General features: G+C 73.0%; 22 protein-coding genes and 6 tRNA genes. 12 read left to right on the top strand and 16 right to left on the bottom strand.

All coding sequences use genetic code 11. The features are described from left to right. The first annotated feature begins 8 nt into the window (after nt 1–8). Nucleotides 9–2,216, top strand: coding sequence for an elongation factor G-like protein EF-G2 (locus QMZ92_RS15150; protein WP_283297898.1), 2,208 nt, complete (start codon nt 9–11; stop codon nt 2,214–2,216). 270 nt (nt 2,217–2,486) lie between these two features. Continuing rightward, nucleotides 2,487–4,142, top strand: coding sequence for an AbeC-like domain-containing protein (locus QMZ92_RS15145; RefSeq protein WP_283297897.1), 1,656 nt, complete (start codon nt 2,487–2,489; stop codon nt 4,140–4,142). 75 nt (nt 4,143–4,217) lie between these two features. On the opposite strand, the gene QMZ92_RS15140 is transcribed toward QMZ92_RS15145, so the two are convergent. After that, nucleotides 4,218–4,778: an HIT family protein gene (locus QMZ92_RS15140; protein ID WP_283297896.1), complete on the bottom strand. Its 561-nt coding sequence runs from the start codon at nt 4,776–4,778 to the stop codon at nt 4,218–4,220. Between the two features lie 66 nt (nt 4,779–4,844). On the opposite strand from QMZ92_RS15140, the gene QMZ92_RS15135 reads away from it, so the two are divergent. Then, nucleotides 4,845–5,537: a potassium channel family protein gene (locus QMZ92_RS15135; protein WP_283297895.1), complete on the top strand. Its 693-nt coding sequence runs from the start codon at nt 4,845–4,847 to the stop codon at nt 5,535–5,537. A gap of 64 nt (nt 5,538–5,601) precedes the next feature. On the opposite strand, the gene thrS is transcribed toward QMZ92_RS15135, so the two are convergent. The 3 genes from thrS to QMZ92_RS15120 form a co-directional block, all read right to left on the bottom strand. Beyond that, nucleotides 5,602–7,578, bottom strand: coding sequence for a threonine--tRNA ligase (thrS, locus tag QMZ92_RS15130; protein WP_283297893.1), 1,977 nt, complete (start codon nt 7,576–7,578; stop codon nt 5,602–5,604). Nucleotides 7,579–7,999: 421 nt separating this feature from the next. Then, entirely contained in the window at nt 8,000–9,268 is a 1,269-nt protein-coding gene (locus QMZ92_RS15125; protein WP_283297892.1) for a hypothetical protein, read from the bottom strand. After that, nucleotides 9,268–9,831 carry a DUF4365 domain-containing protein gene (locus QMZ92_RS15120; protein WP_138056293.1) on the bottom strand — a complete coding sequence of 188 codons (564 nt, stop codon included), beginning with the start codon at nt 9,829–9,831 and terminating at the stop codon, nt 9,268–9,270. The genes QMZ92_RS15125 and QMZ92_RS15120 overlap by 1 nt, the downstream gene beginning before the upstream one ends. A 172-nt stretch (nt 9,832–10,003) precedes the next feature. Between QMZ92_RS15120 and QMZ92_RS15115 the strand changes: the two genes are divergently transcribed. After that, nucleotides 10,004–10,732: a 3'-5' exonuclease gene (locus QMZ92_RS15115; RefSeq protein ID WP_283297891.1), complete on the top strand. Its 729-nt coding sequence runs from the start codon at nt 10,004–10,006 to the stop codon at nt 10,730–10,732. A 407-nt stretch (nt 10,733–11,139) separates the two neighbouring features. On the opposite strand, the gene QMZ92_RS15110 is transcribed toward QMZ92_RS15115, so the two are convergent. After that, nucleotides 11,140–11,211 (bottom strand) — tRNA-Val (locus QMZ92_RS15110). A gap of 164 nt (nt 11,212–11,375) precedes the next feature. Between QMZ92_RS15110 and QMZ92_RS15105 the strand changes: the two genes are divergently transcribed. Continuing rightward, a complete protein-coding gene (locus tag QMZ92_RS15105) occupies nt 11,376–13,946 on the top strand; it encodes an SCO7613 C-terminal domain-containing membrane protein (RefSeq protein WP_283297890.1) in 2,571 nt (856 codons plus the stop codon). Between the two features lie 82 nt (nt 13,947–14,028). Here the strand turns inward: QMZ92_RS15105 and QMZ92_RS15100 are convergent. Further along, nucleotides 14,029–14,100: transfer RNA gene (locus QMZ92_RS15100), tRNA-Val, on the bottom strand. A gap of 96 nt (nt 14,101–14,196) precedes the next feature. After that, the gene (locus QMZ92_RS15095; protein WP_283297889.1) at nt 14,197–14,655 is read right to left on the bottom strand and encodes a TIGR02611 family protein; all 459 of its coding nucleotides are present in this window, start codon (nt 14,653–14,655) and stop codon (nt 14,197–14,199) included. Nucleotides 14,656–14,843: 188 nt separating this feature from the next. Here QMZ92_RS15095 and QMZ92_RS15090 point away from each other — a divergent pair, with 188 nt between their 5' ends. Together QMZ92_RS15090 and QMZ92_RS15085 are read left to right on the top strand one after the other, a co-directional pair. Then, nucleotides 14,844–15,257 (top strand): SsgA family sporulation/cell division regulator, encoded by a 414-nt coding sequence (locus QMZ92_RS15090; RefSeq protein WP_003959770.1) that lies wholly within the window; start codon nt 14,844–14,846, stop codon nt 15,255–15,257. Nucleotides 15,258–15,448: 191 nt separating this feature from the next. Then, nucleotides 15,449–16,015, top strand: coding sequence for a CGNR zinc finger domain-containing protein (locus tag QMZ92_RS15085; protein ID WP_283297888.1), 567 nt, complete (start codon nt 15,449–15,451; stop codon nt 16,013–16,015). Nucleotides 16,016–16,049: 34 nt separating this feature from the next. Here QMZ92_RS15085 and QMZ92_RS15080 read toward each other — a convergent pair whose 3' ends face one another. Beyond that, complete coding sequence (locus tag QMZ92_RS15080) at nt 16,050–16,202, bottom strand: hypothetical protein (protein WP_017945528.1); 153 nt, start codon at nt 16,200–16,202, stop codon at nt 16,050–16,052. 137 nt (nt 16,203–16,339) lie between these two features. Beyond that, nucleotides 16,340–16,792: a hypothetical protein gene (locus QMZ92_RS15075; protein ID WP_283297887.1), complete on the bottom strand. Its 453-nt coding sequence runs from the start codon at nt 16,790–16,792 to the stop codon at nt 16,340–16,342. Nucleotides 16,793–16,988: 196 nt separating this feature from the next. On the opposite strand from QMZ92_RS15075, the gene QMZ92_RS15070 reads away from it, so the two are divergent. Further along, the gene (locus QMZ92_RS15070; RefSeq protein WP_283297886.1) at nt 16,989–17,495 is read left to right on the top strand and encodes a DsbA family protein; all 507 of its coding nucleotides are present in this window, start codon (nt 16,989–16,991) and stop codon (nt 17,493–17,495) included. Nucleotides 17,496–17,542: 47 nt separating this feature from the next. Here QMZ92_RS15070 and QMZ92_RS15065 read toward each other — a convergent pair whose 3' ends face one another. The 3 genes from QMZ92_RS15065 to QMZ92_RS15055 are packed head-to-tail and all read right to left on the bottom strand — an operon-like array spanning nt 17,543 to nt 20,314. Beyond that, on the bottom strand, nt 17,543–18,382 hold the full coding sequence (locus QMZ92_RS15065) for a GNAT family N-acetyltransferase (RefSeq protein ID WP_283297885.1): 840 nt from the start codon (nt 18,380–18,382) through the stop codon (nt 17,543–17,545). 58 nt (nt 18,383–18,440) lie between these two features. Then, a complete protein-coding gene (locus tag QMZ92_RS15060) occupies nt 18,441–19,268 on the bottom strand; it encodes an aminotransferase class IV (RefSeq protein WP_283297884.1) in 828 nt (275 codons plus the stop codon). After that, nucleotides 19,268–20,314: a chorismate-binding protein gene (locus QMZ92_RS15055; protein WP_283297883.1), complete on the bottom strand. Its 1,047-nt coding sequence runs from the start codon at nt 20,312–20,314 to the stop codon at nt 19,268–19,270. Before QMZ92_RS15055 ends, QMZ92_RS15060 begins: the two co-directional genes overlap by 1 nt. A gap of 168 nt (nt 20,315–20,482) precedes the next feature. Here QMZ92_RS15055 and QMZ92_RS15050 point away from each other — a divergent pair. The 4 genes from QMZ92_RS15050 to QMZ92_RS15035 all read left to right on the top strand — a co-directional run bounded on the left by QMZ92_RS15050 (nt 20,483) and on the right by QMZ92_RS15035 (nt 20,854). Beyond that, nucleotides 20,483–20,555 (top strand) — tRNA-Gly (locus QMZ92_RS15050). A 37-nt stretch (nt 20,556–20,592) separates the two neighbouring features. Next, a tRNA-Cys gene (locus QMZ92_RS15045) sits at nt 20,593–20,666 on the top strand. 1 nt (nt 20,667) lies between these two features. Next, nucleotides 20,668–20,739, top strand: a tRNA-Val gene (locus QMZ92_RS15040). 43 nt (nt 20,740–20,782) lie between these two features. Then, nucleotides 20,783–20,854 (top strand) — tRNA-Val (locus QMZ92_RS15035). A gap of 121 nt (nt 20,855–20,975) precedes the next feature. On the opposite strand, the gene QMZ92_RS15030 is transcribed toward QMZ92_RS15035, so the two are convergent. From QMZ92_RS15030 to QMZ92_RS15015, 4 genes are all read right to left on the bottom strand, one after another. Then, nucleotides 20,976–21,248 carry a TFIIB-type zinc ribbon-containing protein gene (locus tag QMZ92_RS15030; protein WP_283297882.1) on the bottom strand — a complete coding sequence of 91 codons (273 nt, stop codon included), beginning with the start codon at nt 21,246–21,248 and terminating at the stop codon, nt 20,976–20,978. Between the two features lie 52 nt (nt 21,249–21,300). Continuing rightward, nucleotides 21,301–22,251 (bottom strand): phosphotransferase family protein, encoded by a 951-nt coding sequence (locus QMZ92_RS15025; RefSeq protein WP_283298013.1) that lies wholly within the window; start codon nt 22,249–22,251, stop codon nt 21,301–21,303. A gap of 368 nt (nt 22,252–22,619) precedes the next feature. Beyond that, complete coding sequence (locus QMZ92_RS15020; RefSeq protein WP_138056282.1) at nt 22,620–22,826, bottom strand: hypothetical protein; 207 nt, start codon at nt 22,824–22,826, stop codon at nt 22,620–22,622. Between the two features lie 186 nt (nt 22,827–23,012). After that, nucleotides 23,013–23,273 (bottom strand): DUF8836 family protein, encoded by a 261-nt coding sequence (locus QMZ92_RS15015; RefSeq protein WP_283297881.1) that lies wholly within the window; start codon nt 23,271–23,273, stop codon nt 23,013–23,015. Nucleotides 23,274–23,421: the final 148 nt, after the last annotated feature.

The raw sequence follows: 23,421 nt of genomic DNA, 5'->3' as shown, positions 1-23,421 counted from the left end.
AACGAATCATGGGCGACAAGGCGAATGCACAATCCGGAGCCGCCGGCAGGGCTACGACGGCCGACCGGCCGACATCCGTACGGAACGTGGTGCTGGTCGGCCACAGCGGATCGGGGAAGACGACCCTGGTGGAGGCCTTGGCCCTGACGGCCGGGGCGGTCAACCGGGCGGGACGCGTCGAGGACGGCGGGACGGTCTCGGACTACGACGAGATCGAGCACCGCCAGCAGCGCTCCGTACAGCTGAGTCTCGTCCCGGTCGAATGGGGCGGGTACAAGATCAATCTGTTGGACACCCCCGGGTACGCCGACTTCGTGGGGGAACTCAGGGCCGGTCTGCGAGCCGCGGACGCGGCCCTTTTCGTCGTCTCGGCCGCGCAGGAGGCCGACGCCGTGCCCGCCTCCACCCGGATGGTGTGGGAGGAGTGCGCAGCGGTCGGGATGCCCCGGGCCATCGTGGTCACGCACCTGGAGACGGCACGCACCGGATTCGACGAACTGATCGAGGTCTGCGGGCAGTTGTTCGGCGGTGACGACCCGGACGCCGTGCTGCCGCTCTACCTGCCGCGGTACGGCCCGGAGGCGGCCGACGGCCACGCACCGGTCACGGGACTGGTCGGGCTGCTGTCGCGGAAACTGTTCGACTACTCGGGCGGCGAGCGCGTCGAGAAGGCTCCCGGACCCGAGGAGGAGGCTCTGCTGGCCGAGGCCAGGAACCGGCTGATCGAGGGGATCATCGCCGAGAGCGAGGACGAGACGCTCATGGAGCGCTACCTGGGCGGCGAGGAGGTGGACCTCAAGACGCTGATCGACGATCTGGAGAAGGCCGTCGCGCGTGGCGCGTTCCATCCGGTGCTGGCCGCGGCGCCGGCGGTGGACGGGGCGAGGCACGGGCTCGGGACGGTCGAGCTGCTGGATCTGATCACCGGTGGGTTCCCGACCCCGCTGGAGCGCGAGGCACCCGCGGTCACCACCCCGGAGGGCCGGCCCAGGCCCGCGGTCAGCTGCGACCCGGACGGGCCGCTGGTCGCCGAGGTCGTCAGGACCGCGTCCGACCCGTACGTCGGCCGACTGTCCCTGGTCCGGGTCTTCTCCGGAACGCTCCGCCCGGACGAGACGGTGCACGTGTCGGGTCACGGGCTGGCCGACCGCGGGCACGAGGACCACGACGTCGACGAGCGCATCGGCGCCCTCTCCTCCCCGTTCGGCAAACAGCAGCGCACCGTCGGCCGATGCATCGCGGGCGATCTCGCCTGCGTCGCCAAGCTGGGACGGGCCGAGACCGGCGACACGATCTCCTCGACGGCGGATCCGCTGCTGATGGAGCCGTGGGCCATGCCCGACCCGCTGCTCCCCCTGGCCATCCAGGCGCACAGCAAGGCCGACGAGGACAGGCTCTCCCAGGGGCTGGCCCGGCTGGTCGCGGAGGACCCCACGATGCGCCTGGAGCAGAACCAGGACACCCATCAGGTGGTGCTGTGGTGTCTGGGCGAGGCCCATATGGACGTGGCTCTGGAACGGCTGCGGAGCAGGTACGGGGTCCAGGTCGACGTGGTGCCGCACAAGGTGTCGCTGCGGGAGACGTTCGGCGGGCCGTCGGCGGGGCGGGGCCGCCATGTGAAGCAGTCCGGAGGGCACGGCCAGTACGCGATCTGCGAGATCGAGGTCGAACCGCTGCCTCCCGGCTCGGGCATCGAGTTCGTCGACAAGGTGGTGGGCGGCGCCGTCCCCCGGCAGTTCATCCCCTCCGTGGAGAAGGGCATCCGGGCACAGGCGGCGAAGGGCCTCTCGGCCGGTCATCCGCTGGTCGACGTGCGTGTGACGCTGCTGGACGGCAAGGCGCACTCGGTGGACTCCTCCGACGCCGCGTTCCAGACCGCGGGCGCGCTGGCGCTCCGCGAGGCCGCGGCGCAGGCCCGGATCGACCTGCTTGAGCCGGTCGCCGAGGTGCAGGTGATGGTGCCGGACGAGTACGTCGGGGCGGTCATGAGCGATCTCTCGGGCCGGCGCGGCCGGGTGGTCGGCACCGAGCAGGCGGGCACGGGCAGGACGGTCGTACGGGCCGAAGTGCCGGAGATCGAGATCGGCCGTTACGCGGTGGACCTGCGGTCCGTCTCGCACGGTACGGGCCGCTTCGACCGGACGTACGCCCGGCACGAGGCGATGCCGCCGCAGATGGCGGCCAAGGTCCGGGAGGAGAGCACGGCCGCCGCGTAGGGGACGAGGCCCGGAAGCCGGCCTTCCGCGCCGGGCCGGCCGTCCGGGCTCGGCAGCACGCGAAAAGCGGGCCCCGGTGGGGGGTGCCGCCCGCCGCCCTCCTTCGGCGGGCGGCACCCGCGTGCCCGGGTTCTTCGCCCCGGAGAGCCGAAAGGCGCTGCTGACGCATGGGCCACCACCCCGATACGCTGTGTTGCGCAGCTCGGAAGGTGTGCGGGGCGCGGTAGTCGGGAAGGCCGCAGTGCGGACGAGGCGGCGATGGGGGCGGTAGTGGCGGACCAGGCATTCGATTTCTCTCCCGGGGCGCAGATCCCGGTGCAGGGGGCGGCCGGCCAGACGGCGGCGACACATGCCCTCGCCTCGGCCGCCTATCGCGACAGCCCGCTCGAGGAGATACTCAAGGCCAACAACGAGTGGCACCAGTCCAAGGTGAAGAAGGGCAAGTTCTCGCTCTTCGAGCCGAATCTGGGCGAGGCCTTCTCGCGGGCGGTCCAGGTGCGGATGCTCGGCGGGGCCCGAAAACCGCTGATCCAGTCGTTCGGAGCCGAGCCGCAGGCCGTGGTGGAGCACGCGCTGGCGGCGAGCCGGATCCGCAAGCAACGGGACGCCCGGCTGACCGCGGTCATGGCGGCGTTCGGACTGCTGTTCCTGCCCGGCGCGCTGCTGTGGATCGGCGTGTTCCAGCTGCGCCGTACGCTCGCGGGCTCGAAGGACAGCAAGGCCGGCGCCATCGGATCGGCGCTGCTGATGGCGGTGGGCCTGCTCGCGGTGGTCTTCCTGATCGCACTGCCGTTCAGCGGCTTCTGGGGGTACTACCTGAGGGCCATGGTGGTCGCCCCCGTGATCGGCTGGCTGTTCGCCAAGCGCATCTGCGAGTCCACGGCGAAGGACCTGAGGGCCCGCTGGGACGGCCTCCTCTCCGGCGGCGGCATCGGGGCGAAGGTCCCGGAGGCCGTGCCGGGGAACCCGAACGAGACCGCTGCCGAGCAGCTGCGCCAGGGCCTGGAGAAGCTCACCGCCGAGCAGCAGTCCAACTCCGTCTTCTACGCCGGCCCCAAGGGGATACTCGGCATGGGCACCCGCTGGGGCAGCTGGCAGCTCGCCGAGGAGCTGGTGGCCAGGGAACCGGGCAAGGAGTTCCACCAGTTCCGCAGCTGGGACGTCGTCAAGGTCATCCACGACCAGCTGACCCTGCTCCAGCGCGGCCCGCTGAACACGGGCGGTTTCCCCAAGCCGTCGGTGAAGCACTGGATCGTGGTGCCGGTCGGGGAGGGCGCGGCCGAGGTGGCGCGGCCGGAAGGCCAGGACGTGGACACCTTCCAGGTGAAGCGCCACGAGATACAGCGGATCTGCGACCACCAGCAGTTCGGCAGCGGCAACCGACACTATCTGGGCGTCCAGTTCACCCTGTGGGACGGCCAGCTGGTCATCACCATGATGATCACGGTGACGGTGTTGTTCGAAACGCTGCGCATCGAGGTGACCGGGCACGCGCTCGGCCCGGTGCACTCCCTGTTCACCAGCAAGCCCGCGCCCAAGACCGTGGAGGTCGCCAAGACCGTCCGGTTCTGGGAGACCGTCGAGCGCCAGCTGCCGCTGGTGGAAACCCCTGAGGTGGTGCGGCAGATGGTCCGGGCACCGTTCACGTGGTATCCGCCGATGCTGGACTTCCTCGGGGGGAAGCTGGTCCTTCCCGAGCCGTTCGGACTGCGGCACGCGTGGGCCGAGCAGCCCTGGCGGCACCGCTTCATGGCCGACGACGCGATGCGGGCGGCGACGCCGGTGCTGCGGGTCGCCCACTCCGCCGCGATGCGGGTGCTCGAGGAGCACGGCGTGGACACGGAGCGCTTCAGCACCCGCTCGTCGTTCCTGAGCACGGGCGTGCAGGACCCGATGCCGCGCAAGGCGGACGCGTACGACGCGTGACGGCGTCGTACGAAACGTGACGGGGCGGCGCCGGAGCGTCCCCGGGCCCGCCCGGGGACGCGAGGACCGCCGGGACTACGCGGCGGGCCAGGTGTCCGCGAGCATCTTCCGGGTGTCGGCGAGGAGTTGGGGGAGCACCTTCGTGTGGCCGATGACCGGCATGAAGTTGGTGTCACCGCCCCAGCGCGGCACCACGTGCTGGTGCAGATGCGCGGCGATACCGGCGCCGGCCACCGTGCCCTGGTTCATGCCGATGTTGAAGCCGTGCGCCCCGGAGGCCGTCCGCAGCGCCGTCATCGCCCGCTTGGTGAACTCGGCGAGTTCGGTCGTCTCGGCCCCGTCGAGCTCCGTGTAGTCGGCGACGTGCCGGTACGGCACCACCATCAGGTGGCCGCCGTTGTACGGGTACAGGTTGAGCACGGCGTACACGCTCTCGCCGCGCGCGATGACGAGTCCGTCCTCGTCGGACTTGGCGGGGATGGAGCAGAAGGGGCAGCCGTCCGCGGCCCCGGGGCCGGTCGGCTTGTTCTCGCCCTGGATGTACGCCATCCGGTGCGGCGTCCACAGCCGCTGGAAGGCGTCCTGGATGCCGACCCCGATCTGCTGCTCCGGCTCACTCGTCATGTGGTGCAGCATATGACTTCGCCCGTACGGAGCGTGTCGCCGGGGCGGACCCGGGCGGCTCCCGGCGATGCTGGCCGAATGGACGCCGACCGGGCAGACACCCCACTGGACCGCTGGGAGCAGCGGGCCGAGCTCCCGCTGTTCTACGCCTCGCTGGTCTTCCTGGCCGCGTACTCGGTGCGGATCCTGGCACACGGCGTGGACCGGGTGTGGAGGGAGGTCGCCCTCGCCGTGATGCTGCTGATGTGGCTGGTCTTCCTGACCGACTTCGTGGTCCGCCTGCGGCTCAGCGGCCGGAGGCTCCACCGCTTCCTGCGGACGCACTGGCTGGACGCCCTGGTGCTCCTGCTGCCGCTGCTGCGCCCGCTGCGGCTCGTGAAGCTGTACACGACGCTCCAGCGGCGGCGCGACCAGCCGGTCCTCAGCCTCTACGCACGGGTGATCGTCTACGCCGGTCTGGGTGCGGTACTGCTGGGCTGGGCCGGGGCACTCGCCGTCTACCACGCGGAGCGGACCGCTCCCGGGGCGACGATCCTCACCTTCGGCGACGCGGTGTGGTGGGTGTGCGAGACGCTGACCACCGTCGGGTACGGGGACGTCACGCCCGTGACCGCGTGGGGCAGGATCATCGCGGTCGGGCTGATGATCTGCGGGCTGGCACTGCTGGGCGCGGTGACCGGCTCGTTCTCGTCCTGGCTGATCCAGGTCTTCACCCGTGAGGACGAGAGGAGGCCCCCGGAGGACCGACGTCCTCCGGGGGCCTCCTCCTGACGGTGCGGGGCGGCCGCAGGCACGGCCCCGCCCGGCCGGCCCCGACCCGGGAGTCCCGGGCTGCTCAGACCTGGGCGCGCTCCTCGACCACCTTGGCGATCTTGGCGATGGCCTCGTCGACGGGGATGCCGTTCTCCTGGGAGCCGTCGCGGTAGCGGAAGGACACCGCGCCGTGCTCCATGTCCTCGTCGCCCGCGATGACCATGAAGGGCACCTTCTGCTTCTGGGCGTTGCGGATCTTCTTCTGCATCCGGTCCGAGGAGGCGTCCACCTCCACGCGCAGTCCCTGCTTCCTCGCCTTCGCGGCGAACTCCTGCAGGTACGGGACGTGGGCGTCGCCGATCGGGATGCCCAGCGCCTGGACGGGCGCCAACCAGGCCGGGAAGGCACCGGCGTAGTGCTCCAGCAGCACCGCGAAGAAGCGCTCGATGGAGCCGAACAACGCCCGGTGGATCATGACGGGACGCCGCTTGGTGCCGTCCGGGCCGGTGTACTCCAGGTTGAAGCGCTCCGGCAGGTTGAAGTCGAGCTGGACCGTCGACATCTGCCAGGTGCGGCCGATCGCGTCCTTCGCCTGGACGGAGATCTTCGGGCCGTAGAAGGCCGCGCCGCCCGGGTCGGGGGTGAGCGGAAGGCCCTGCTTCTCGGCCACCTGCCGCAGGACCTCGGTGGCCTCGTCCCAGGCCTCGTCGGAGCCCACGAACTTGTTCGGGTCCTTGGTGGACAGCTCCAGGTAGAAGTCGGTCAGACCGTAGTCACGCAGCAGGTCCAGGACGAAGGTGAGGGTCTCGTCCAGCTCCTCCGCCATCTGCTCGCGGGTGCAGTAGATGTGCGCGTCGTCCTGGGTGAAGCCGCGGGCACGGGTCAGACCGTGCACGACGCCCGACTTCTCGTATCGGTACACGGTGCCGAACTCGAAGAGGCGCAGCGGCAGTTCACGGTACGAGCGGCCGCGCGCATCGAAGATCAGGTTGTGCATCGGGCAGTTCATGGGCTTGAGGTAGTAGTCCACGCCCTCGTCGAGCTGCATGGGCGGGTACATGCCCTCGGCGTACCAGTCCAGGTGGCCCGACTTCTCGAACAGCTTGCCCTTGGTCGCGTGCGGCGAGTACACGAACTCGTAGCCGTGCTCCTCGTGGCGCTTGCGCGAGTAGTCCTCCATCACCCGGCGGATCACGCCGCCCCTGGGGTGGAACACCGCGAGCCCGGAGCCGACCTCGTCCGGGAACGAGAAGAGGTCCAGCTCGTTGCCCAGCTTGCGGTGGTCCCGCTTCTCGGCCTCGGCGAGGAAGTCCAGATGGGCCTTCAGCTCTTCCTTGGACGGCCAGGCGGTGCCGTAGATGCGCTGCAGCATCGGGTTCTTCTCGCTGCCGCGCCAGTACGCGGCCGCGTTGCGCATCAGCTTGAACGCCGGGATGTTGCGGGTGGTGGGCAGGTGGGGGCCCCGGCAGAGGTCCTTCCAGCACAGCTCGCCGGTCTTGGCGTCCAGGTTGTCGTAGATGGTCAGCTCGCCGCCGCCCACCTCGACGTCGGCGCCGTCGTCGTGCGAGGCGGAGCCCTTGATCCCGATGAGCTCCAGCTTGTACGGCTCGTCGGCGAGCTCCTCACGCGCGGCCTCGTCGGTGACGACACGGCGTGAGAAACGCTGTCCGCGCTTCTGGATCTCCTGCATCTTCTTCTCGACGGCCTTGAGATCCTCGGGGGTGAAGGGCTTCTCCACGTCGAAGTCGTAGTAGAAGCCGTCCCGGACCGGCGGGCCGATGCCGAGCTTGGCCTCGGGGAACAGCTCCTGCACGGCCTGCGCCATGACGTGCGCGGTGGAGTGGCGCAGGATGTTCAACCCGTCCTCGGACGAGATCGCGACGGGCTCGACGGTCTCGCCGTCCCCGACCTCGTACGCGAGGTCCTTCAGCTCCCCGCCGACGCGCGCGGCGATCACGGTGCGCTCGCCGCCGAAGAGATCGGCCGCCGTGGTGCCCGTGGTCACCACGCGCTCTTCCCGCTCGGAATCGCGTTGGATGATCACACGGACGTCTGACACCGGTCTCTCCTGTCTGAAGGGGGAGCACGCGCCGAGGTATCGCGCGTGCACTACGTCATGCTACCGAGCGTCGGATCGGCCCCGCTAAACGCGCTGCGCGTGTGCGGTGGGCGGGACGTTCCGGTACCTCGCGCCGCCCGTGCGGGCCGTCGACGTGCGGCACCCCCCGACGTGCGGGGCCGTTCGACGTGCCGGCCTCGCACCGCCGTGTGCGGCTCTCCCGGCCGGTGCGCCCGCCGCCGCCCTCTTCGGGCGCCGCCCGGCTCAGCCGGGGACTCCTCAGCGCCCGGGGAGCAGGGGGCATCCCCCGGCGCACCCGGGCGGGCCGGGGACCCACCGGTCAGCCGCCGGTCCTTCCACCCGCACCCCCGGGCCGGCGCGGCACCGTCCCGCCATCCGGCGGGCGCACCCCGCGGGCCCCTCAGTCGTCCGCTCCGCACGCCTCCTCGAAGAAGTCCAGGTTCTCGTGCAGAGCCTTCATCAGTCTGTCCCGCTCCGCCTCGTCCACCTGCACCGGCACGACGTCGGTCGCGTCGCTGAGGCGCCGGAAGCCGCCGCGGCTCTCGAGGCGGCCGACGACGCGGATCGGGAGCCCCACGAGGTGGGCGTGCCCAGCTGTCCGGTAGGACTCCTCGTCCAGGACCGCGCGCACGTGCGGGACCTCCGCTCCGGCGAGGACGCGCAGCCGCACAGTCCCTTCGCCGCGGGTGCCCGAGCGCCGCATCCGGACCACCGTGCCGGTGACGCGGACGGGGACGGACGGCTCGTCCCGCAGGTAGCGGGCACCGGCCGCGCGCAGGGCGGGTAGGTCGCCGGGTGAGAACTCCACCGGCTCGGGCCGGGCCGCGCAGCCCTCGGGCACGCCGGCCGAGGGGGACCACGCCACCGCGATCCGGGCGCCCTCGGCCCCCCGTACCAGCGCCACCAGCGCCTCGGTCAGCTCGCGGCTGACCCCCGCCGCGACCGCCGCGTCGAAGGCGTCCATCCCGCCGGTGGCGCGCTGGTAGTCGATCGCCTCGCGCGCCGCGTACAGCGCGTGGTGCAGCCGGACGGCGACGAGCCGGCCGGTGTCCACGGGCACGAACGCGGTCAGCCCGCGCCCGCCCGGCGCCGACCCCACCAGGACGCCCTCCAGCACCGCCTGTGCCTGCCGCCGGTGGCGCGCTCCGTAGTAGCCGGCGCGCCCGCGCACGGCGAGCGCCCCCGCGAGCAGCAGTTGACGGGCGGCGGACCTCAGCTGTTCCTGCACGGTCCAGGACGCCGCGCCGGACGGGCCCCGGGGTACGTCGCGCCACCAGCGGATCTCGTCGCTCGGCACGGCGAGCCCGACCAGCACCTCGCGGGCCGAGGGCGCGGCGGACCGCGCGAGCGCGGTGAGCGCCTCGCCCAGCAGGTCCTCGCAGTCGGGGAACTCCCGGCTCTCGGGCACGAGCAGGCTCGTGCCCCCGGCTCCGGGCCCCGGCGGTGTCCAGCGGGCGTACCGGCCGGCCGCCCCGCCGCGTCTGCGCCATCCGTGCCGGTGCAGCAGCGCGCCGAGTACCAGGGGGTCGACCAGGGCGGGGTCGGGGGTTCCGCTGCCGTACCAGGGCGCGGGCACGCCGTCGGGAAACGGCAGGGGCACGGGACGGGCGTGCGGCACCGCGGGGGAGCGGCCCGGCCGCGGTGCGGATTCGTCGATCGGGCGGTGCATCAGGGTCTCCCTCCCGTCCCGACCCGCGTCATGATCTCGCAGAGCGCCCGGTCGTCGAAGATGCGCGAGGTCGGGATCCGCACGGTGGTCCGCCGCCGGCCCGTCACGGGGTGGCCGGCCAGATTGGTCCAGTAGCAGCAGTGCCGGAGATCGAGCCGGTCGTGACCGGCCCGCAGCCACTCGTCCCGGGTCCGCGGCACGATCATGACGACGAGGATCTTGTGCACCGACACGGGCGTGCGGGCCAGCTTCACCAGGTGCTCGTTGTCGAGCGTGAAGGAGAAGGCGGGTCCGGGCGGGTGGGGTGCGAGCTGGTAGGTGGCCTTCAACTGCACCTTGATGGTGACCTCGTCGTCGACGGTGTGGCCGGGAGCGCTGTGGCTGACGTGCCAGTCGATCCCGTTGTCGGGGAACGGCTGGGACAGCGAGCAGCCGGCGGCGGCCGCGACCGCGTGGAGGTACCCCACCTGGAGGGTCTCCATGCAGGCGGTGGTGGCGAGTGCTCCGCGCAGCGGTGCGGTCCGCTCGGGCAGCGCACCGGGTTCGGGCTGCGCGAGCGCCATGGCTCCGTCTGCCTTCCGGGCTGTGCCGATGGTCTGTCCTTGCGACGGGCCGTCAGCGGCGCGTCCCGTCATCTGTGTTGTCGCCCGTCTGCGTAGTGCGCAAACGGTCCGGGTATCACCGATTCGGGCAGGGGATATCACCATCTGCCAGGCATGGGCGAGGAGTTCGGGGATGACGCGCTGGTACGAAGGGCCCCTGGCCGCATTTGACACCGAGACAACCGGAGTGGACGTCGAGCACGACCGCATCGTGTCGGCCGCGCTCGTGGTCCAGGATTCGCCGGGAGGACGCACGCGCGTCACCGGCTGGCTGGTCAACCCGGGCGTGCCGGTACCGGCCGAGGCGACCGCGGTGCACGGCCTCACCGAGGAGCATCTGCAGCACAACGGGCGCTGGCCGGCGCCGGTGATGGAGGAGATAGGCAGGTCGCTGGCGGAGCAGTGCGCGGCGGGCCGCCCTCTCGTGGTGATGAACGCGCCGTTCGATCTGACCCTGCTGGACCGTGAACTGCGCCGCCACCGGGCCTCGTCGCTGGCCCGCTACCTCGAGAGCGTCCCGATGTGCGTGCTGGACCCCCGGGTGCTGGACAAGCATCTGGACCGCTACCGCAAGGGCCGCCGCACGCTCACCGATCTGTGCGAGCAGTACGGCGTCGAGCTGGCCGGGGCCCATGACGCGGCGGCGGACGCGACCGCGGCGCTGGACGTCGTCAGGGCGGTCGGGCGCCGTTTCGCCGCACGTCTGGAGCGGCTGTCGGCGGCGGAGCTGCACACGTTGCAGGCGGTGTGGCACGCGGCGCAGGCACGCGGACTGCAGGCGTGGTTCGCCCGGAACGGCTCGGAGGAGTCGGTGGATCCGGCGTGGCCGCTGCGGCCCGAGATCCCCGCCCGGGCGGCATGACCGGAGTTGCGGCGGGTGCGGCACCACCGGGGCCGGCGCCCGGGCGGCACGACCGGCGTTCCGGCCGCGGAGGGCCGGACACGGGTACGGGTGCCCCGCCGCTTCGGGACACCCGTACGTTCCGTGGGACCGGGCACCGGCCGCCGGACCCTGGCCCGCTCTCCCTCGCTCCGGCGCCGGTCCGTCGGCACCGCAGGACGGGAAGGACCGGAGACCGGAACCCCGCCACGGGGGCGATTGGTCTGGACCTCTCCACGGCATTCAAGCCAACGGCGGGAACCCCGTCAAGGGGCAGGTGAAAGGCTGTTCCAACTCCCTCTTCCCATGGCTTTGATGACGGCTCATCAGGCGGGGTGGCCGGGAACGCACAAGGCCAGCCCGTCTGATGACGGACCGGCCTCTGCCTGTGGGCGATACTGGGTTCGAACCAGTGACCTCTTCGGTGTGAACGAAGCGCTCTCCCGCTGAGCTAATCGCCCGGGAACGCACTGAACCATACAGGTACCGGCGGGTTTCCTTCAAACTCCCTTTCCGGCCGTCCGCCGCCCCCGGCGGGGTACGCACCGGGGGCGTACGTACTCACCGGCGATCTGAGTATCCACGCCCATTCCGGCACCCTGTGCCCCGCGCCACACTCGCCGCCATGGAGAACGTACCGCCGCCCGCCGAGGAGCTCCGGCTCATCGACCGTGAGCTGGTCCAACTCAACTTCCGCAGGTCCCAGTTGCTGGCCCGCAGAGCCTGGCTTCTGACGGCCCTCCGGGCCGCCGGCGCCGCGCCGGCCCCGGTCCCCGCCCGTTCGCCCGGGGCGGCGGCCGAGACGTCGCCGCCCAGCGCACAGAACGTCCTGCTCACCCTGGGCGGGGTGCTGCTGACGATCGCCGCCGTCGCCTTCACCCTGGTCAGCTGGGGGGACATGGGGATCGGCGGCCGCGCGCTCGTGTTGGGCGCCGTGACCGCCACTGCGCTCGGGACACCACTCCTGCTGCTGCGCCGGAAGCTCGTCTCGACCGCGGAGTCGGTGGCGGCGCTCGGGCTCGTCCTGACCGTCCTCGACGCGTACGCGCTGCGCCGCGCCGTGCTTCCCGGCACCGACGCCGTGGCCTACACGGCCGTGGCCGCCGGTGCGCTCGCGGCGGTGTGGGCCGCGTACGGGCGCGCGGTCGGCAGGCTGCGCCTGCCGCTGCCGAGCGCGGTGGTGGCGGGCCAGCTCCCACTGCCGCTGTGGGCGCTGTCCACGGGCGGCGGCATCGAGGTCACCGCGTGGGCCGCGCTGGCGACGGCCGGTCCCGACGTCGTGATCGCGCTCGCCGCCCGGCGGAGGCCCGTCCGGGCGCTCGCCGTCACCGGCGCCGTGACGACGGGCGGCTGGTCCCTGCTCACCGGCCTCTGGCTGTCCCTGTCCGCGGAGTCCCCGGCCGCCTCGACGGAACCGGCCCTGCTGCTGCTGGCCGCCGCGTCCCTGGCCCTGGCGGCGGCGTGGCGCGCACCGGCGGCAGCGGCGGCGACCGCGGCCGTCGGCGGACTCGCGACGGTCGCCGCCACCGGCGGCGTGCTGCGGACTACGGTGCCGGCCGACTGGGCCGTACCCGCGTACCTGCTGTGCGCCGCGGTACTGCTCGCGGCCGTACGCGCCCCACTGCCGCGGGGGGTGCTCACCGGGCTCGCGGTCGCCTCCGGCCTGGTCCATCTCGCCTCGGCCCTGTGGGCCGCGCCGGTCGCACTGCTCGCCCTGACGGGGCCGGCCGCCACCCTCGGGGACGTCTGGGGCGGACCACCGGTCCACGACGTCGCCCTGCCGGGCGCGGTGACCGCTCCGGTGGCCCTGGCGGCGGTGGCGGCGGTCCTATGGGCGGCGCCCCGGCTGCTGCCCGCCGTACCGCTGCCCCGCCCCGCCGCCGGGTGCGCGGCGCTCGTCCTGACGTGGTCGGCCGCCGTCGCCGCCCCCGTCGCCCTGTCGCTCCCGCTCGGACCCACGCTGGCCGTCCAGCTGACGGCGACGGCCGCGGCGCTCACCCTGGCGGCCCGCCCCTCGCTCACGGCCGCCCTCCTGCCGACGGCGGAGGGGGCCGGACCGAAGCCGGGCCCGGCCGGCCCCGTCGCCGGAGCGGCCGGCGGAGGCCGCAACTCCGACGAGGCGTCCGGCGGCCCCGCGGGCCCCGAGGCCGGGCGGGCCCGGGCCGACGACACCACCCGTGGCGAACCCGTCGCCGCACGGCCGGAGCCCCCGTCGCGCACCCTCGACCCCGCCCGCGCCCTCGCCGGGACGGCGCTCGTGTGCGCGCTGGGGTCGGCGACGAGTGCGGCGCTGCTCGGACTGGCGACCCGGCCCGCCACGTTCACCGCGCTGGGCGTGCTGGTGGCACTGGGCGCCGCCGCCGCGGCGGCGGCCCGCGGGCTCGTCCGGACCGTCGCCGCCTGCGCGGCCGTGGTGGGCACGACGGGGCTCGTGGCCGCGGCGGCGGCCGCAGCGGCGCTTCCCGTTCACCACGTCGGCCTCACGCTCCTCGCGGTACCGGCGGCGGCGGCGCTGCTCGGCGCCCGGCTCGGCCGGCACCCGGTCGCCCTGCCTGCGGAGGCGACGGCCGCTGCGGCCGGACTCGTCGCCGTGACTCTGGCGGTGCCGCACCCGCCGACCCTGGCGCTGGTTCTCGCGCTCGCGGGTGTCGTGGCCGCGGGCACGGCGGTCCGGGCCGAGCGCCGGCCCCTGGCCGGATACGTCGCCGCAGTGCTGTTCGTCGCCGCGGCGTGGGTGCGCCTCGCCGCGTCCGGGGTGGAGGTGCCCGAGGCGTACACCCTGCCCGTGACCGTCCCGGCGCTGGCCGTGGGCCTGCTGCGACGCCGAAGGGACCCGTCCGCCTCGTCGTGGGCCGCGTACGGTCCCGGGCTCGCCGCGACGCTGGTGCCGAGTCTGCTGGCGGCCTGGGGCGACGCCGACTGGCCGCGACCGCTTCTGCTGGGGCTCGCCGCCCTCGGGGTGACGCTCGCCGGCGCCCGGCTGCGGCTCCGGGCGCCACTGGTCCTCGGCGGCCTGACACTCGCCCTGGACGCGCTGCACGAGCTCGCGCCGTACGTCGTCCAGGTCGTCGACGCCCTGCCGCGGTGGCTGCCGCCCGCACTGGCGGGACTGCTGCTGCTGGCCGTGGGGGCGACGTACGAGCAGCGGCTGCGCGACGCGCGCCGGATCCGAAAGGCCCTCGGCCGGATGCGCTGAACGGGTGATCCCGCCGGGGCGCGGCCGTGCACGCCGAAGGCCCCGGAGACTCGGCGGTCTCCAGGGCCTTCGGTCCGGGTAGTGGGCGATACTGGGTTCGAACCAGTGACCTCTTCGGTGTGAACGAAGCGCTCTCCCACTGAGCTAATCGCCCGGGCGCACCGCACACATTACCCCATGTCAGCGGTGCCTCATGACCACCTGACCCCCGGCGGGGAAGCGGCCTCCGGGCGGTCGCCACCGGTGCCGGTCACTCCTCGATCCTCCACGGCATCGCCAGCCCGAACTTCGCGACGTAGATCGCGCACAGCACGCCGATGATCACCAGTCCGACGGCGGTCAGGACGAGGTTGCGCCGGCGGACCTTGGGATCCAGCGCCCGCTGTGCAGCCTCGGTCACTTTCCGTTTCGTCCAGTGCAGGACGAGCTGCGCCCAGACGAACTCGGTGGCCCAGATCGCCATACCGGCGAAGATCACCAGCCAGCCCGGCCCGGGCAGCGGAAGCATGATCACGCCGGCCACGACGACCGCCAGGCCGACGACGAAGACGCCGACCTGCCAGCTCAGATGAAGCGTCCGCCATCTCTTCACGAACTCGGGCGCCCTCGAGCCGAGAACGGGCTCACCGGGCGCGGTCACATCCCCCGCGGCGGAGCCCCGGGCCGCAGTAGCGGCAGCCCCGATCCGCTCGTCACTCTCCGCATTCATAATCCCAACGTACCCGACGAATCGGCCGGTCGGCATGACCGTACGGTCGTACGCGGAACTCCTCCGTATGGGGTACCCCAAGGATCACAAAACAGACAGAGGGGTTTACAACGGCACCGTAGGTGGCATGTCGATTTCGCCGACGTGCGAATCCCCGAGCGCACACTGAGCGAAAGGCCCTGGCGCTTATGAACACCACGGTCAGCTGCGAGCTGCACCTGCGCCTCGTTGTGTCGAGCGAGTCCTCACTGCCTGTACCCGCGGGCCTGCGGTATGACACGGCCGATCCGTATGCCGTGCACGCCACCTTCCATACCGGAGCCGAGGAGACGGTCGAATGGGTGTTCGCCCGCGACCTTCTCGCCGAGGGCCTTCACCGGCCCACCGGCACCGGCGACGTCAGAGTCTGGCCTTCGCGCAGTCACGGCCAGGGCGTCGTCTGCATCGCACTGAGCTCTCCGGAGGGCGAGGCCCTGCTGGAGGCGCCGGCGCGGGCCCTGGAGTCGTTCCTCAAGCGGACGGACGCCGCGGTCCCGCCGGGCACGGAGCATCGCCACTTCGATCTCGATACCGAGCTCTCGCACATCCTGGCGGAAAGCTGAACCAGGGCGAGGGCAGCAGGCGCCGTCCGACTCGGGGAGACGGCACCGCACGGACAACCGCATAAGGGCAGCTCCGGCGCCGTCGTCGCGGAATCCACCGCGACGACGGCGCCGTCGCGTTTTCCGCGGACCGGCTAGAGTCAGCGCAAATTCGGCGGGCGCCCAGCCCGCAGCATGCCAGGGAGCGAATCGTGCTGATCCCTCACGACACCCGCATCGCCCTCGACATCGTCGTCGATCTGGTGAACACCGCGCCCGAGCGCGACGAGAGTCCCGAGGGCGACGATCTCGGGGACGTACCGTCGCTGTACACGTTCGTGCAGAAGTGCAACATCAGTGACGTGGGTGAGCTCCGCGCAAACGACCTGAAAGCCGTGCGCGAGGTGCGGAGCAGGTTCGAGGAGGTGTTCGCCGCACCGGACGCCCGCGCCGCCGCCGAGCTCATCAACCGGCTCGTGGCCTCCGCGGGGACCACGCCGCAACTCACGGACCACGACGGCTACGACTGGCACGTCCACTACTTCGCGCCGGGGGCCTCGGTCGCCGAGCACCTCGCGGCCGACTGCGGCATGGCCCTGGCGTTCATGATCGTGGCGGGCGAGCAGGAGCGGCTGAGGCGCTGCGAGGCGCCGGGCTGCGGCCGCGCCTTCGTCGATCTGTCACGCAATCGCTCGCGCCGCTACTGCGACAGCCGCACCTGCGGCAATCGCCTGCACGTCGCCGCCTACCGGGCACGCCGCAGGGAAGCGGCCGGCTGAGTCCCGGTCGCATCACCGCCGCATCACTGTCGCCTCACAGCAGGAAGAGGTCGTGGACCGCGGCCATGAGCAGAAGACAGCCGATCACCCCGAGAAAGATCATCAGGGGCGGCTGGGAGAGCGCGAAGAGACAGCCACGCGGCTCGTCGGAGGGGGCGGGGGCCTGGCCCCGGGAGGTATCCAGCATCTCGGGGTGATGATGACGCAGGACGGGCCCCGACGATCGACCAACACGCGTGAACGCCGGGGCAGTTCACCGGATCCCGTGGTGTGGTGTTCTACACCCGGGCCGCGTACCGCCGGAACCGAGCGGCTCCTCGTGGCTCAGATGCCGTGCTTCTTCAGAATGGCCTCGATGTCGCTGAAGTCGTCGTCCGTCCCGGCGGCGGACTGCTTCCCCTTGGCCTGGGCGGCTCCCCCGGACCCGGCGGCCGGGCGGCCGGCCCTGCCGAGCGCGGGCGCCGAGGCCGAGGGCGCAACCGGGCGCGGTCCGGCGGCGTCCTCCGCGGACGCCCTGGCCAGTCTGCGCCGCTCCACGGCGCGCGTGGTCGTGAACAGTCCCCACGCCGCGCCCAGCACACCCACGCCGACCCAGGCCGTGGGGCTGAAGACCGTGCCCGCCGCCCACTCCACGACGCCCGTCAGGACGAGGCCCAGGGGAACGAGCGCGTACGCCGCGATGCGGGCCGCCGTGAGGAAGCGCTTCCGGTACGCCGCGACCGCGGCGATGCCCAGTCCGGCCGCGGACACCGCGGCACAAATCGTCTCGGCGATCATCCGGTCCTCCAGGCGAGCGGGACGGCACCCCCGGGGGCGCCCGGGGGGAAGGCGGTCACCTCCATCCTGCACCGGGCGGCGGGGCCGGGGCCACGGTCCCGGCCCACCTCAGGGAGATCTCCGGGGAAGCCTCCTCCTCAGGTGCCGGGCAGGTCCGGGTTGGGGCCCGGTCTGCACGGCTGGAAGACTGGCTCCCATGAGCGACCCCTCCCCCGTCCCCGTCGTCCTGGACGTCTGGTGCGAGCTGCAGTGCCCCGACTGCCGTACCGCCCTCTCCGACCTGCGGGCCCTGCGCGGGCGCTACGGCGACCGGCTGGAGCTCCGCCTGCGCCACTTCCCGCTGGAGAAGCACAAGCACGCCTTCGCCGCCGCGCAGGCCGCGGAGGAGGCCGTCGAGCAGGGCAAGGGCTGGGAGTACGTGGAGGCCGTGCTCGCCCGGGTCGAGGAGCTGGACCGCGAGGGCGAGCCGTTGCTCGTCCGGGTCGCCGGTGAACTCGGTCTGGACGCCGAGGAGTTCGACACCGCCCTCGTCGACGGGCGGCACATCCTGGTCGTCGACGCCGACCAGGCCGAGGGCAAGGCGATCGGGGTCACCGGCACCCCGACGTACGTCATCGGCGAGGAGAGGCTCGACGGCGGGAAGAGCCAGGAGGGGCTGCGCGAGCGCATCGAGGAGATCGCGGACCGGCTCCTCGCGGAGTGAGAGCGCGTCCCGTACCGGCCCCGGCTGCCCGAGCGGTCCAGCCAAAGCTAGAGCAGCGGCTTGGCGAGGTGGTGGAAGGCGGTCCGGTAGCCGAGTGACGCGTAGAGGCCGGCGGCCGGGGCGTTCCCTGCGGCGACGTGCAGACCGAGCACGGGCGCGCCGGCCTCCCGGGCGATCCGCTCGGCGACCAGCATCAGAGCACGTCCGCAGCCCCGGCCGCGGTGCTCCTCCTCCACTTGCACGTCGTACACGTAGGCGCCCCGTTCCCCCGGACGCGGCGCGCGTTCCGCGACCCAGACGTGCCCCACGGCGGCGCCGTCCACGACCAGCGCGCGCAGCCATGCGCCTCGGGTCGCGGGCCCGTCGGGGAGCTTCTCCCGGTGGTCGGCCTCGGACCGGGCGCGGGCGCGGTCCGAGGGCAGGCCCCGTTCCGTCCAGGTCCGCGCGTACCGCTCGACGGCCGCCGACCGCCACGACGTGAACTCCGCGTCCGTGAGAGGGCGGCTCGCCACTCCGTCGGGCAGCGCGGACGGCTCGGGCGGCAGTTCCTTGCACAGGGTGCGGCCGGTCTCGGTGTACCAGAGGGCGACGGCCAGACGCAGGGCGGCGGTGGCGTCCGCGGGGACGACGGTCACGACGCGGCTGCAGCCCCAGCCGCGCAGCACCTCCTCGGCCGCGAGCGCCGCGACCGCGCCCCGGCCACGGCCCCGATCTCCCTCGTCGATGGCCAGGGCCCGCACCACACCGGTCGAGGGACCGGCATCCGGGTCACGGGCGAGTTCGACGGTGCCCACGGGCCTGCCGTTGACGCAGACGTCGTAGCCGCGTGCCAGGGCGCCGTCCGCGCCCCGCTGGAGCGGCCCGGTCGGCCGCAGGGTGGTGGTCATCAGGGGTGTTCTACCTGCCCGGAGGCCACCCGTCACCATGTCCGTACGGACTCGTCCCTCAGGGCAGCGGGTCCGGGTCCGCAGCAGCGTGCTCCTCGAAGATCCGCATGGCCTTGGCCGTCAGGGGGCCGGGGGCGCCGGGCAGCTCGCGGCCGTCGACGCGGTGGACGGCCTGGACGTCACGGGTCGAGGAGGTCAGGAAGATCTCCTCGGCGCGCTCCAGCACGTCCATCGGCAGGTCCGCCTCCTGCGCCCCGGTCCAGTCCGCGGTCAGCGCGCGGGTGATCCCGGCGAGGCAGCCCGAGGAGACGGGCGGGGTGAACAGCTGGCCGTCGACGACGACGAAGACGTTCGAGCCGGTGCCCTCGCAGAGCTGGCCGACGGTGTTGGCGAACAGCGCCTCGGATGCGCCCTGCTCGCGGGCCCGGGCCAGGGCGACCACGTTCTCGGCGTACGAGGTGGTCTTCAGCCCCGCCAGCGCACCCCGCTCGTTGCGGGTCCACGGCACCGTGACCACCGCGGTGGTGTCGGGCCTGCGTGTGGTCGCGGCGAGGGCGACGACGAGGGAGGGGCCCTTGTCGCCGCGGTCGGAGCCGAGCGGGGAGAGCCCGCCCGTGTAGGTGATCCGCAGTCGGCCCAGCGGCATGGGGTTGCCCTCGAGCACGGCCGTACAGGCGCGGCGCACCTCGTCGTGGTCCGGGTCGGGCAGGCCGAGACCGCGGGCCGAGCGGGTGAGCCGGTCAAGGTGCCGGGTGAGGGCGAAGGGGCGGCCGTCGGTCGCCTTCACGGTCTCGAAGATGCCGTCGCCCACGGTCAGCCCGTGGTCGAACACGGAAACCAGAGCGTCGTCGGCGTCCCGCAGTCCGCCGTTGACCCAGATCCTCATCACACGGTCCTTCCACTCTGCGCGTACCTTCCCGACGCTACCGCTAGCAGCCGGGACGCCTTCAGCTCGGTCTCGTCCCACTCCCGCTCCGGGTCGGAGCCCCAGGTGATCCCGGCGCCGGTGCCGAAGCGGAGGACGCCCTGGGAACGGTCGATCCAGAAGGTGCGTATGCCCACGGCGAGCTCGCCCGTGCCCCGGTCGGCGTCGACCCAGCCGACGCCTCCGCAGTACGGGCCACGCGGTGCCGTCTCCAGCCCGGCCAGGATCCGCAGGGCGCTGGACTTCGGCGCCCCGGTGACCGAGCCGGGCGGGAAGGTGGCGTCCAGCAGCTCGCGCCATCCGGCGCCGGGCACGAGCTCGCCGCGGACGGTGGAGACGAGGTGGACCAGGCCGGGGTGGGCCTCGACGGCGCACAGGGCCGGGACGGTCACGGACCCCGAGGCGCTCACCCGCCCGAGGTCGTTGCGGACCAGGTCCACGATCATCACGTTCTCGGCGTGGTCCTTCTCCAGGAGGTCCGCCGCCGTGCGGCCGGTTCCCTTGATCGGCCCGGACTCCACCGTGCTTCCCTCCCGGCGCAGGTAGAGCTCGGGCGAGGCGGTGGCGATCTCCACGCCGTGGGCGGGCAGCCTGATCGTGCCCGCGTAGGGGGCCGGGTTGCCGCGCGCGAGCAGCGCGGTCAGGGCGTCGACGTCGGCCGCGGCGGGATCGGGCAGCGGCGCGGACAGCACCCGGCAGAGGTTCGCCTGGTAGACCTCGCCGGCCGCGATGTGCTCCCGGATACGGCGCACTCCAGCGGTGTACGCGGCCCGGTCCAGGGACGAGGTCCAGTCGCCGGCGGCGGGTCCGCACCAGCGCGCCGGGTCCGGGGCGGGCACCGGCTCGGGGCGGACGTCACCGAAGCGGGCGCAGGTCAGACGCCCTTCGAAATCGGCGGCGACGGCCCAGAAGCCGGACGAGTCCAATGCCTCGGGGTCACTGGTGACGTCCCTGAGATCGGTGGCGACGAGGCCGCCGAAGCGGGCCATGGGAGCGAGGTCGTGCACGGCTGTGAGTCTATGGCGGGGCCCCGGCGGCCGCTCCGGCGCGCACCCGGAGACGAACCCGGCGTGAGCACGGCTCAGCACGCTGCGGAAACGCGTTTTTGTGCTGGCCCAGGAATCCGCTAAAGTTCAACACGTCGCCGGGACGCGGAAGCGGTCCGGAAACGACAGGCGGACGTGGCTCAGTTGGTAGAGCATCACCTTGCCAAGGTGAGGGTCGCGAGTTCGAATCTCGTCGTCCGCTCGAATGAGGGGGGTCTTCCCGACCCCCCGCACTCCGGGGTGGAGTGGCCGAGAGGCGAGGCAACGGCCTGCAAAGCCGTCTACACGGGTTCAAATCCCGTCTCCACCTCCAAGGACGATTAGCTCAGCGGGAGAGCGCTTCCCTGACACGGAAGAGGTCACTGGTTCAATCCCAGTATCGTCCACGCATCCCACGCAGTACCCACGGCCTCCGGGCCGTGATCCCGAGGACGATTAGCTTAGCGGGAGAGCGCTTCCCTGACACGGAAGAGGTCACTGGTTCAATCCCAGTATCGTCCACAGCCCGGAGCCCCCGGCCGCAGTGCGCGGCCGGGGGCTCCGTCGTGTTTCCCGTCGCCGCCGGGGGCCGGGCCCCGCCGGTCACCGGGAGGTACCGGCCTCGGGAGCGGCCGGCCGGTCGTCAGGACGAGAAGAGCATCCGCCCGAAGCCCCGCTGACGGTGGTGCCCGCCGTGGGGGCCGTGGTGCGGGGCGCCCCAGGCCGGCTGCGCGGGCGCCGGATAGCCCTGCGGGGCGGGCGGCGGAGCCTGCTGCACCCACTGGCTCTCCAGCCGGGTCAGCGACTCCAGTTCGCCGTAGTCCAGGAATATCCCCCGGCAGCCGCTGCACTGCTCGATCTGGACGCCGTTGCGGTTGTACGTGTGCATCGGTGCATGGCACTTGGGACACTGCATCGTTCGGTCAGCTCCTCGCCGCTCGGTCTCATCGGGTGATCCCGTTCCCAATCTACGACGGGATCGTGTCGTCCAACTCGGGCGGGAGGGAGGCAATTCGGGCGCATGCTTCGGTCATCGCCCGTTCCACGTCGTCGAGATCGCGCCCTTCGGCGGTGCTCCTCGCCACGGCGAGGGCCGCGGCCTGGACGGTCAGGGCGCGGGCCGGCACGTCGAGCGGTGGCCACGGATCGGCCCCTTCGGGCCCCGCTGCCGGGCCCCCGGCGGCCCGGTAGGCGCCCAGGAAACGCGCCCATACGTCAGGGGCGAGGAAGCCCGCCGCGAACCATGCCGCGGGACGGGCGAGGTCCCAGGCGGCGTCGCCGAGGCCGAGGTCGTCGACGTCGATGAGCTGCCAGGGGCCCTCGCCCGCGGGATGGCGGACCAGTTGGCCCAGGTGGAGATCGCCGTGGCACAGCCGGGCGGCCGTCGGCGCGGGGGCCTCGCCGCGGGCCCAAGCGGGAAGCCGGCCCCAGGCGCCGAGCACCGCGCGGCCGGCGGGATGCGCGGGCGCCGCCGAGTGCATCCGCGCCACCGCCGCGGCGGCCTTGGCGGGGCCCCGCATCGCGGGCAGCGGGCCGGGCAGTGCGTCGAGCGGCACGGAGTGGAGCCGGGCGAGCAGCGCCGCGGCCTCCTCCCAGGGGGCCGCGTCCGGGTCGGCGGGGTCCACGGGACTGCCGTAGGGCCAGGTGGTGACGGGGCGCTCACCGAGGCGCGCGGTGTCCCGGCCCGGCGGCAGGAGTATCCCGGCGAGCAGTGGATGCGCGGCGACGGCGATCCTTACACGGTGCGCGTCGGGGTCCGTCCACGGCGCGTGGGCCTTGGCGACCGCGGGGCCGTGCCGTACGACGACGGCGTCGGCCCGTTCGGCCAGGACGTCCGCCTCCTGCCCGCAGGCCGGGCACGCGCCCCGCGGACGGGGCACGTGCGCCGCCTCCCGCGCGACCTCCGCAAGGGCGCGCACCAGCGCGCGATCGCTCTGCTCCACGCGCCGAGGGTACGGGCAGGGACGTCCGGGCCTCCGGCGGCCTGGGCGTGGTCGTGGCCGAAGGTCCGGGCCGGTCACGACGGAACGCACGGACGGGGCCGGGGCCTTCGGTGGGACCGCTACGGGGACCGGGAGGGCCGCGTGCCGGGCGGGCCGGACGGTGAGCGAGGTCGCCGTTCCGGGGCCCGGCCCCGGAACGGCACAGTCCCGGACGGAGCAATAGCCCGGCCGGCCAGCTCCCCAGCTGGCCGGCCGAGCGCTGCCGTCCGCCGCACCCCCGTCCCCACGGGGTTATGGGTGGGATGTCCCCGACCCGGGCCGCTCTCCCGGGCCCGGGGCGCCGCTCAGCGCCCCAGCATCACGCCCACGGACGACGCCTGTGTGACCACTGCCTCCCAGCCGCCGAAGACGACGACGAGCAGGGTCGCGAGGGGGAGGACCATGGCCGTGGCCACCAGCGGGTGGCGCCGGCTGCCGGGACGGCCGTCGAACGCGGCGAAGGCCTTGCGCCCCTGCGTGCGGATCATGGTCCGCGATGCCGTGTCCGCCATGGTTCCTCTCCCGTCGAGTCGGCGCGGCGGGTGCGTGACCTCGGGGGACGAGTGCCGCCCCCGCCGCTTGACCTCAAGACTAGGGAGCCGGGGGGTCCACCACGTCATGCCCGCGTACCGATTGGCGGGCCTCCGCGAGGATGAGGCCGCCCGGCCCGGTGTACTCCCCTGGGTGGAGAAGTGGACCTAGGCCTGGGGGTCTTCCCGGAGGGGACGGCGGTCTCCGGGGGCCTCGGCGGGCACGGGCTGCTCGACCAGCGCCAGCACCCGGTTGGCCATGAAGCGGGCCGTTCGCACGATGGAACCGGAACGCGTGACTTCGCTCACTTCGACCACTCCGCGCCGGACCGCCGTCTCGACCCGCCGGCCCGCCCGGCCTGCCACCACTTCGTACGTCCTCGTCGTGTCCCCCGCGTCCACGACTATCTCCACGCGGTCGCCCTTCATCGATCCAATCCCCCTTCTGCCACGCCTCATTGGGATCGCGCTCGGGTCAGTGGCCCCGGATCCCCAGGGCTCCTGACCACTCCTCAATTCTCCCACCGGGCACTGACAATCGATCGGCCCGCGAGGGCGCGGCCTATGAGCACACCGG

Origin of the sequence: Streptomyces sp. HNM0645 (genome assembly GCF_030056615.1) — a bacterium.
Taxonomy (GTDB): Bacteria; Actinomycetota; Actinomycetes; order Streptomycetales; family Streptomycetaceae; genus Streptomyces; species Streptomyces marianii.
The sequence above is the reverse complement of the archived record's forward strand: the minus strand, read 5'-3'. Positions and strand labels throughout refer to the sequence as shown.

What these genes read in the sequence shown, in the direction of transcription:
- QMZ92_RS15125 (WP_283297892.1), bottom strand. Translation starts at nt 9,268, where the DNA reads ATGCACCGCCCGATCGACGAATCCGCACCGCGGCCGGGCCGCTCCCCC.
- QMZ92_RS15065 (WP_283297885.1), bottom strand. Translation starts at nt 18,382, where the DNA reads ATGACCACCACCCTGCGGCCGACCGGGCCGCTCCAGCGGGGCGCGGAC.
- QMZ92_RS15150 (WP_283297898.1), top strand. Translation starts at nt 9, where the DNA reads ATGGGCGACAAGGCGAATGCACAATCCGGAGCCGCCGGCAGGGCTACG.
- QMZ92_RS15070 (WP_283297886.1), top strand. Translation starts at nt 16,989, where the DNA reads ATGAGCGACCCCTCCCCCGTCCCCGTCGTCCTGGACGTCTGGTGCGAG.
- QMZ92_RS15105 (WP_283297890.1), top strand. Translation starts at nt 11,376, where the DNA reads ATGGAGAACGTACCGCCGCCCGCCGAGGAGCTCCGGCTCATCGACCGT.
- QMZ92_RS15075 (WP_283297887.1), bottom strand. Translation starts at nt 16,792, where the DNA reads ATGATCGCCGAGACGATTTGTGCCGCGGTGTCCGCGGCCGGACTGGGC.
- QMZ92_RS15020 (WP_138056282.1), bottom strand. Translation starts at nt 22,826, where the DNA reads ATGGCGGACACGGCATCGCGGACCATGATCCGCACGCAGGGGCGCAAG.
- QMZ92_RS15015 (WP_283297881.1), bottom strand. Translation starts at nt 23,273, where the DNA reads ATGAAGGGCGACCGCGTGGAGATAGTCGTGGACGCGGGGGACACGACG.
- QMZ92_RS15115 (WP_283297891.1), top strand. Translation starts at nt 10,004, where the DNA reads ATGACGCGCTGGTACGAAGGGCCCCTGGCCGCATTTGACACCGAGACA.
- QMZ92_RS15090 (WP_003959770.1), top strand. Translation starts at nt 14,844, where the DNA reads ATGAACACCACGGTCAGCTGCGAGCTGCACCTGCGCCTCGTTGTGTCG.
- QMZ92_RS15030 (WP_283297882.1), bottom strand. Translation starts at nt 21,248, where the DNA reads ATGCAGTGTCCCAAGTGCCATGCACCGATGCACACGTACAACCGCAAC.
- QMZ92_RS15095 (WP_283297889.1), bottom strand. Translation starts at nt 14,655, where the DNA reads ATGAATGCGGAGAGTGACGAGCGGATCGGGGCTGCCGCTACTGCGGCC.
- QMZ92_RS15135 (WP_283297895.1), top strand. Translation starts at nt 4,845, where the DNA reads ATGGACGCCGACCGGGCAGACACCCCACTGGACCGCTGGGAGCAGCGG.
- QMZ92_RS15080 (WP_017945528.1), bottom strand. Translation starts at nt 16,202, where the DNA reads ATGCTGGATACCTCCCGGGGCCAGGCCCCCGCCCCCTCCGACGAGCCG.
- QMZ92_RS15060 (WP_283297884.1), bottom strand. Translation starts at nt 19,268, where the DNA reads ATGAGGATCTGGGTCAACGGCGGACTGCGGGACGCCGACGACGCTCTG.
- QMZ92_RS15140 (WP_283297896.1), bottom strand. Translation starts at nt 4,778, where the DNA reads ATGCTGCACCACATGACGAGTGAGCCGGAGCAGCAGATCGGGGTCGGC.
- QMZ92_RS15120 (WP_138056293.1), bottom strand. Translation starts at nt 9,831, where the DNA reads ATGGCGCTCGCGCAGCCCGAACCCGGTGCGCTGCCCGAGCGGACCGCA.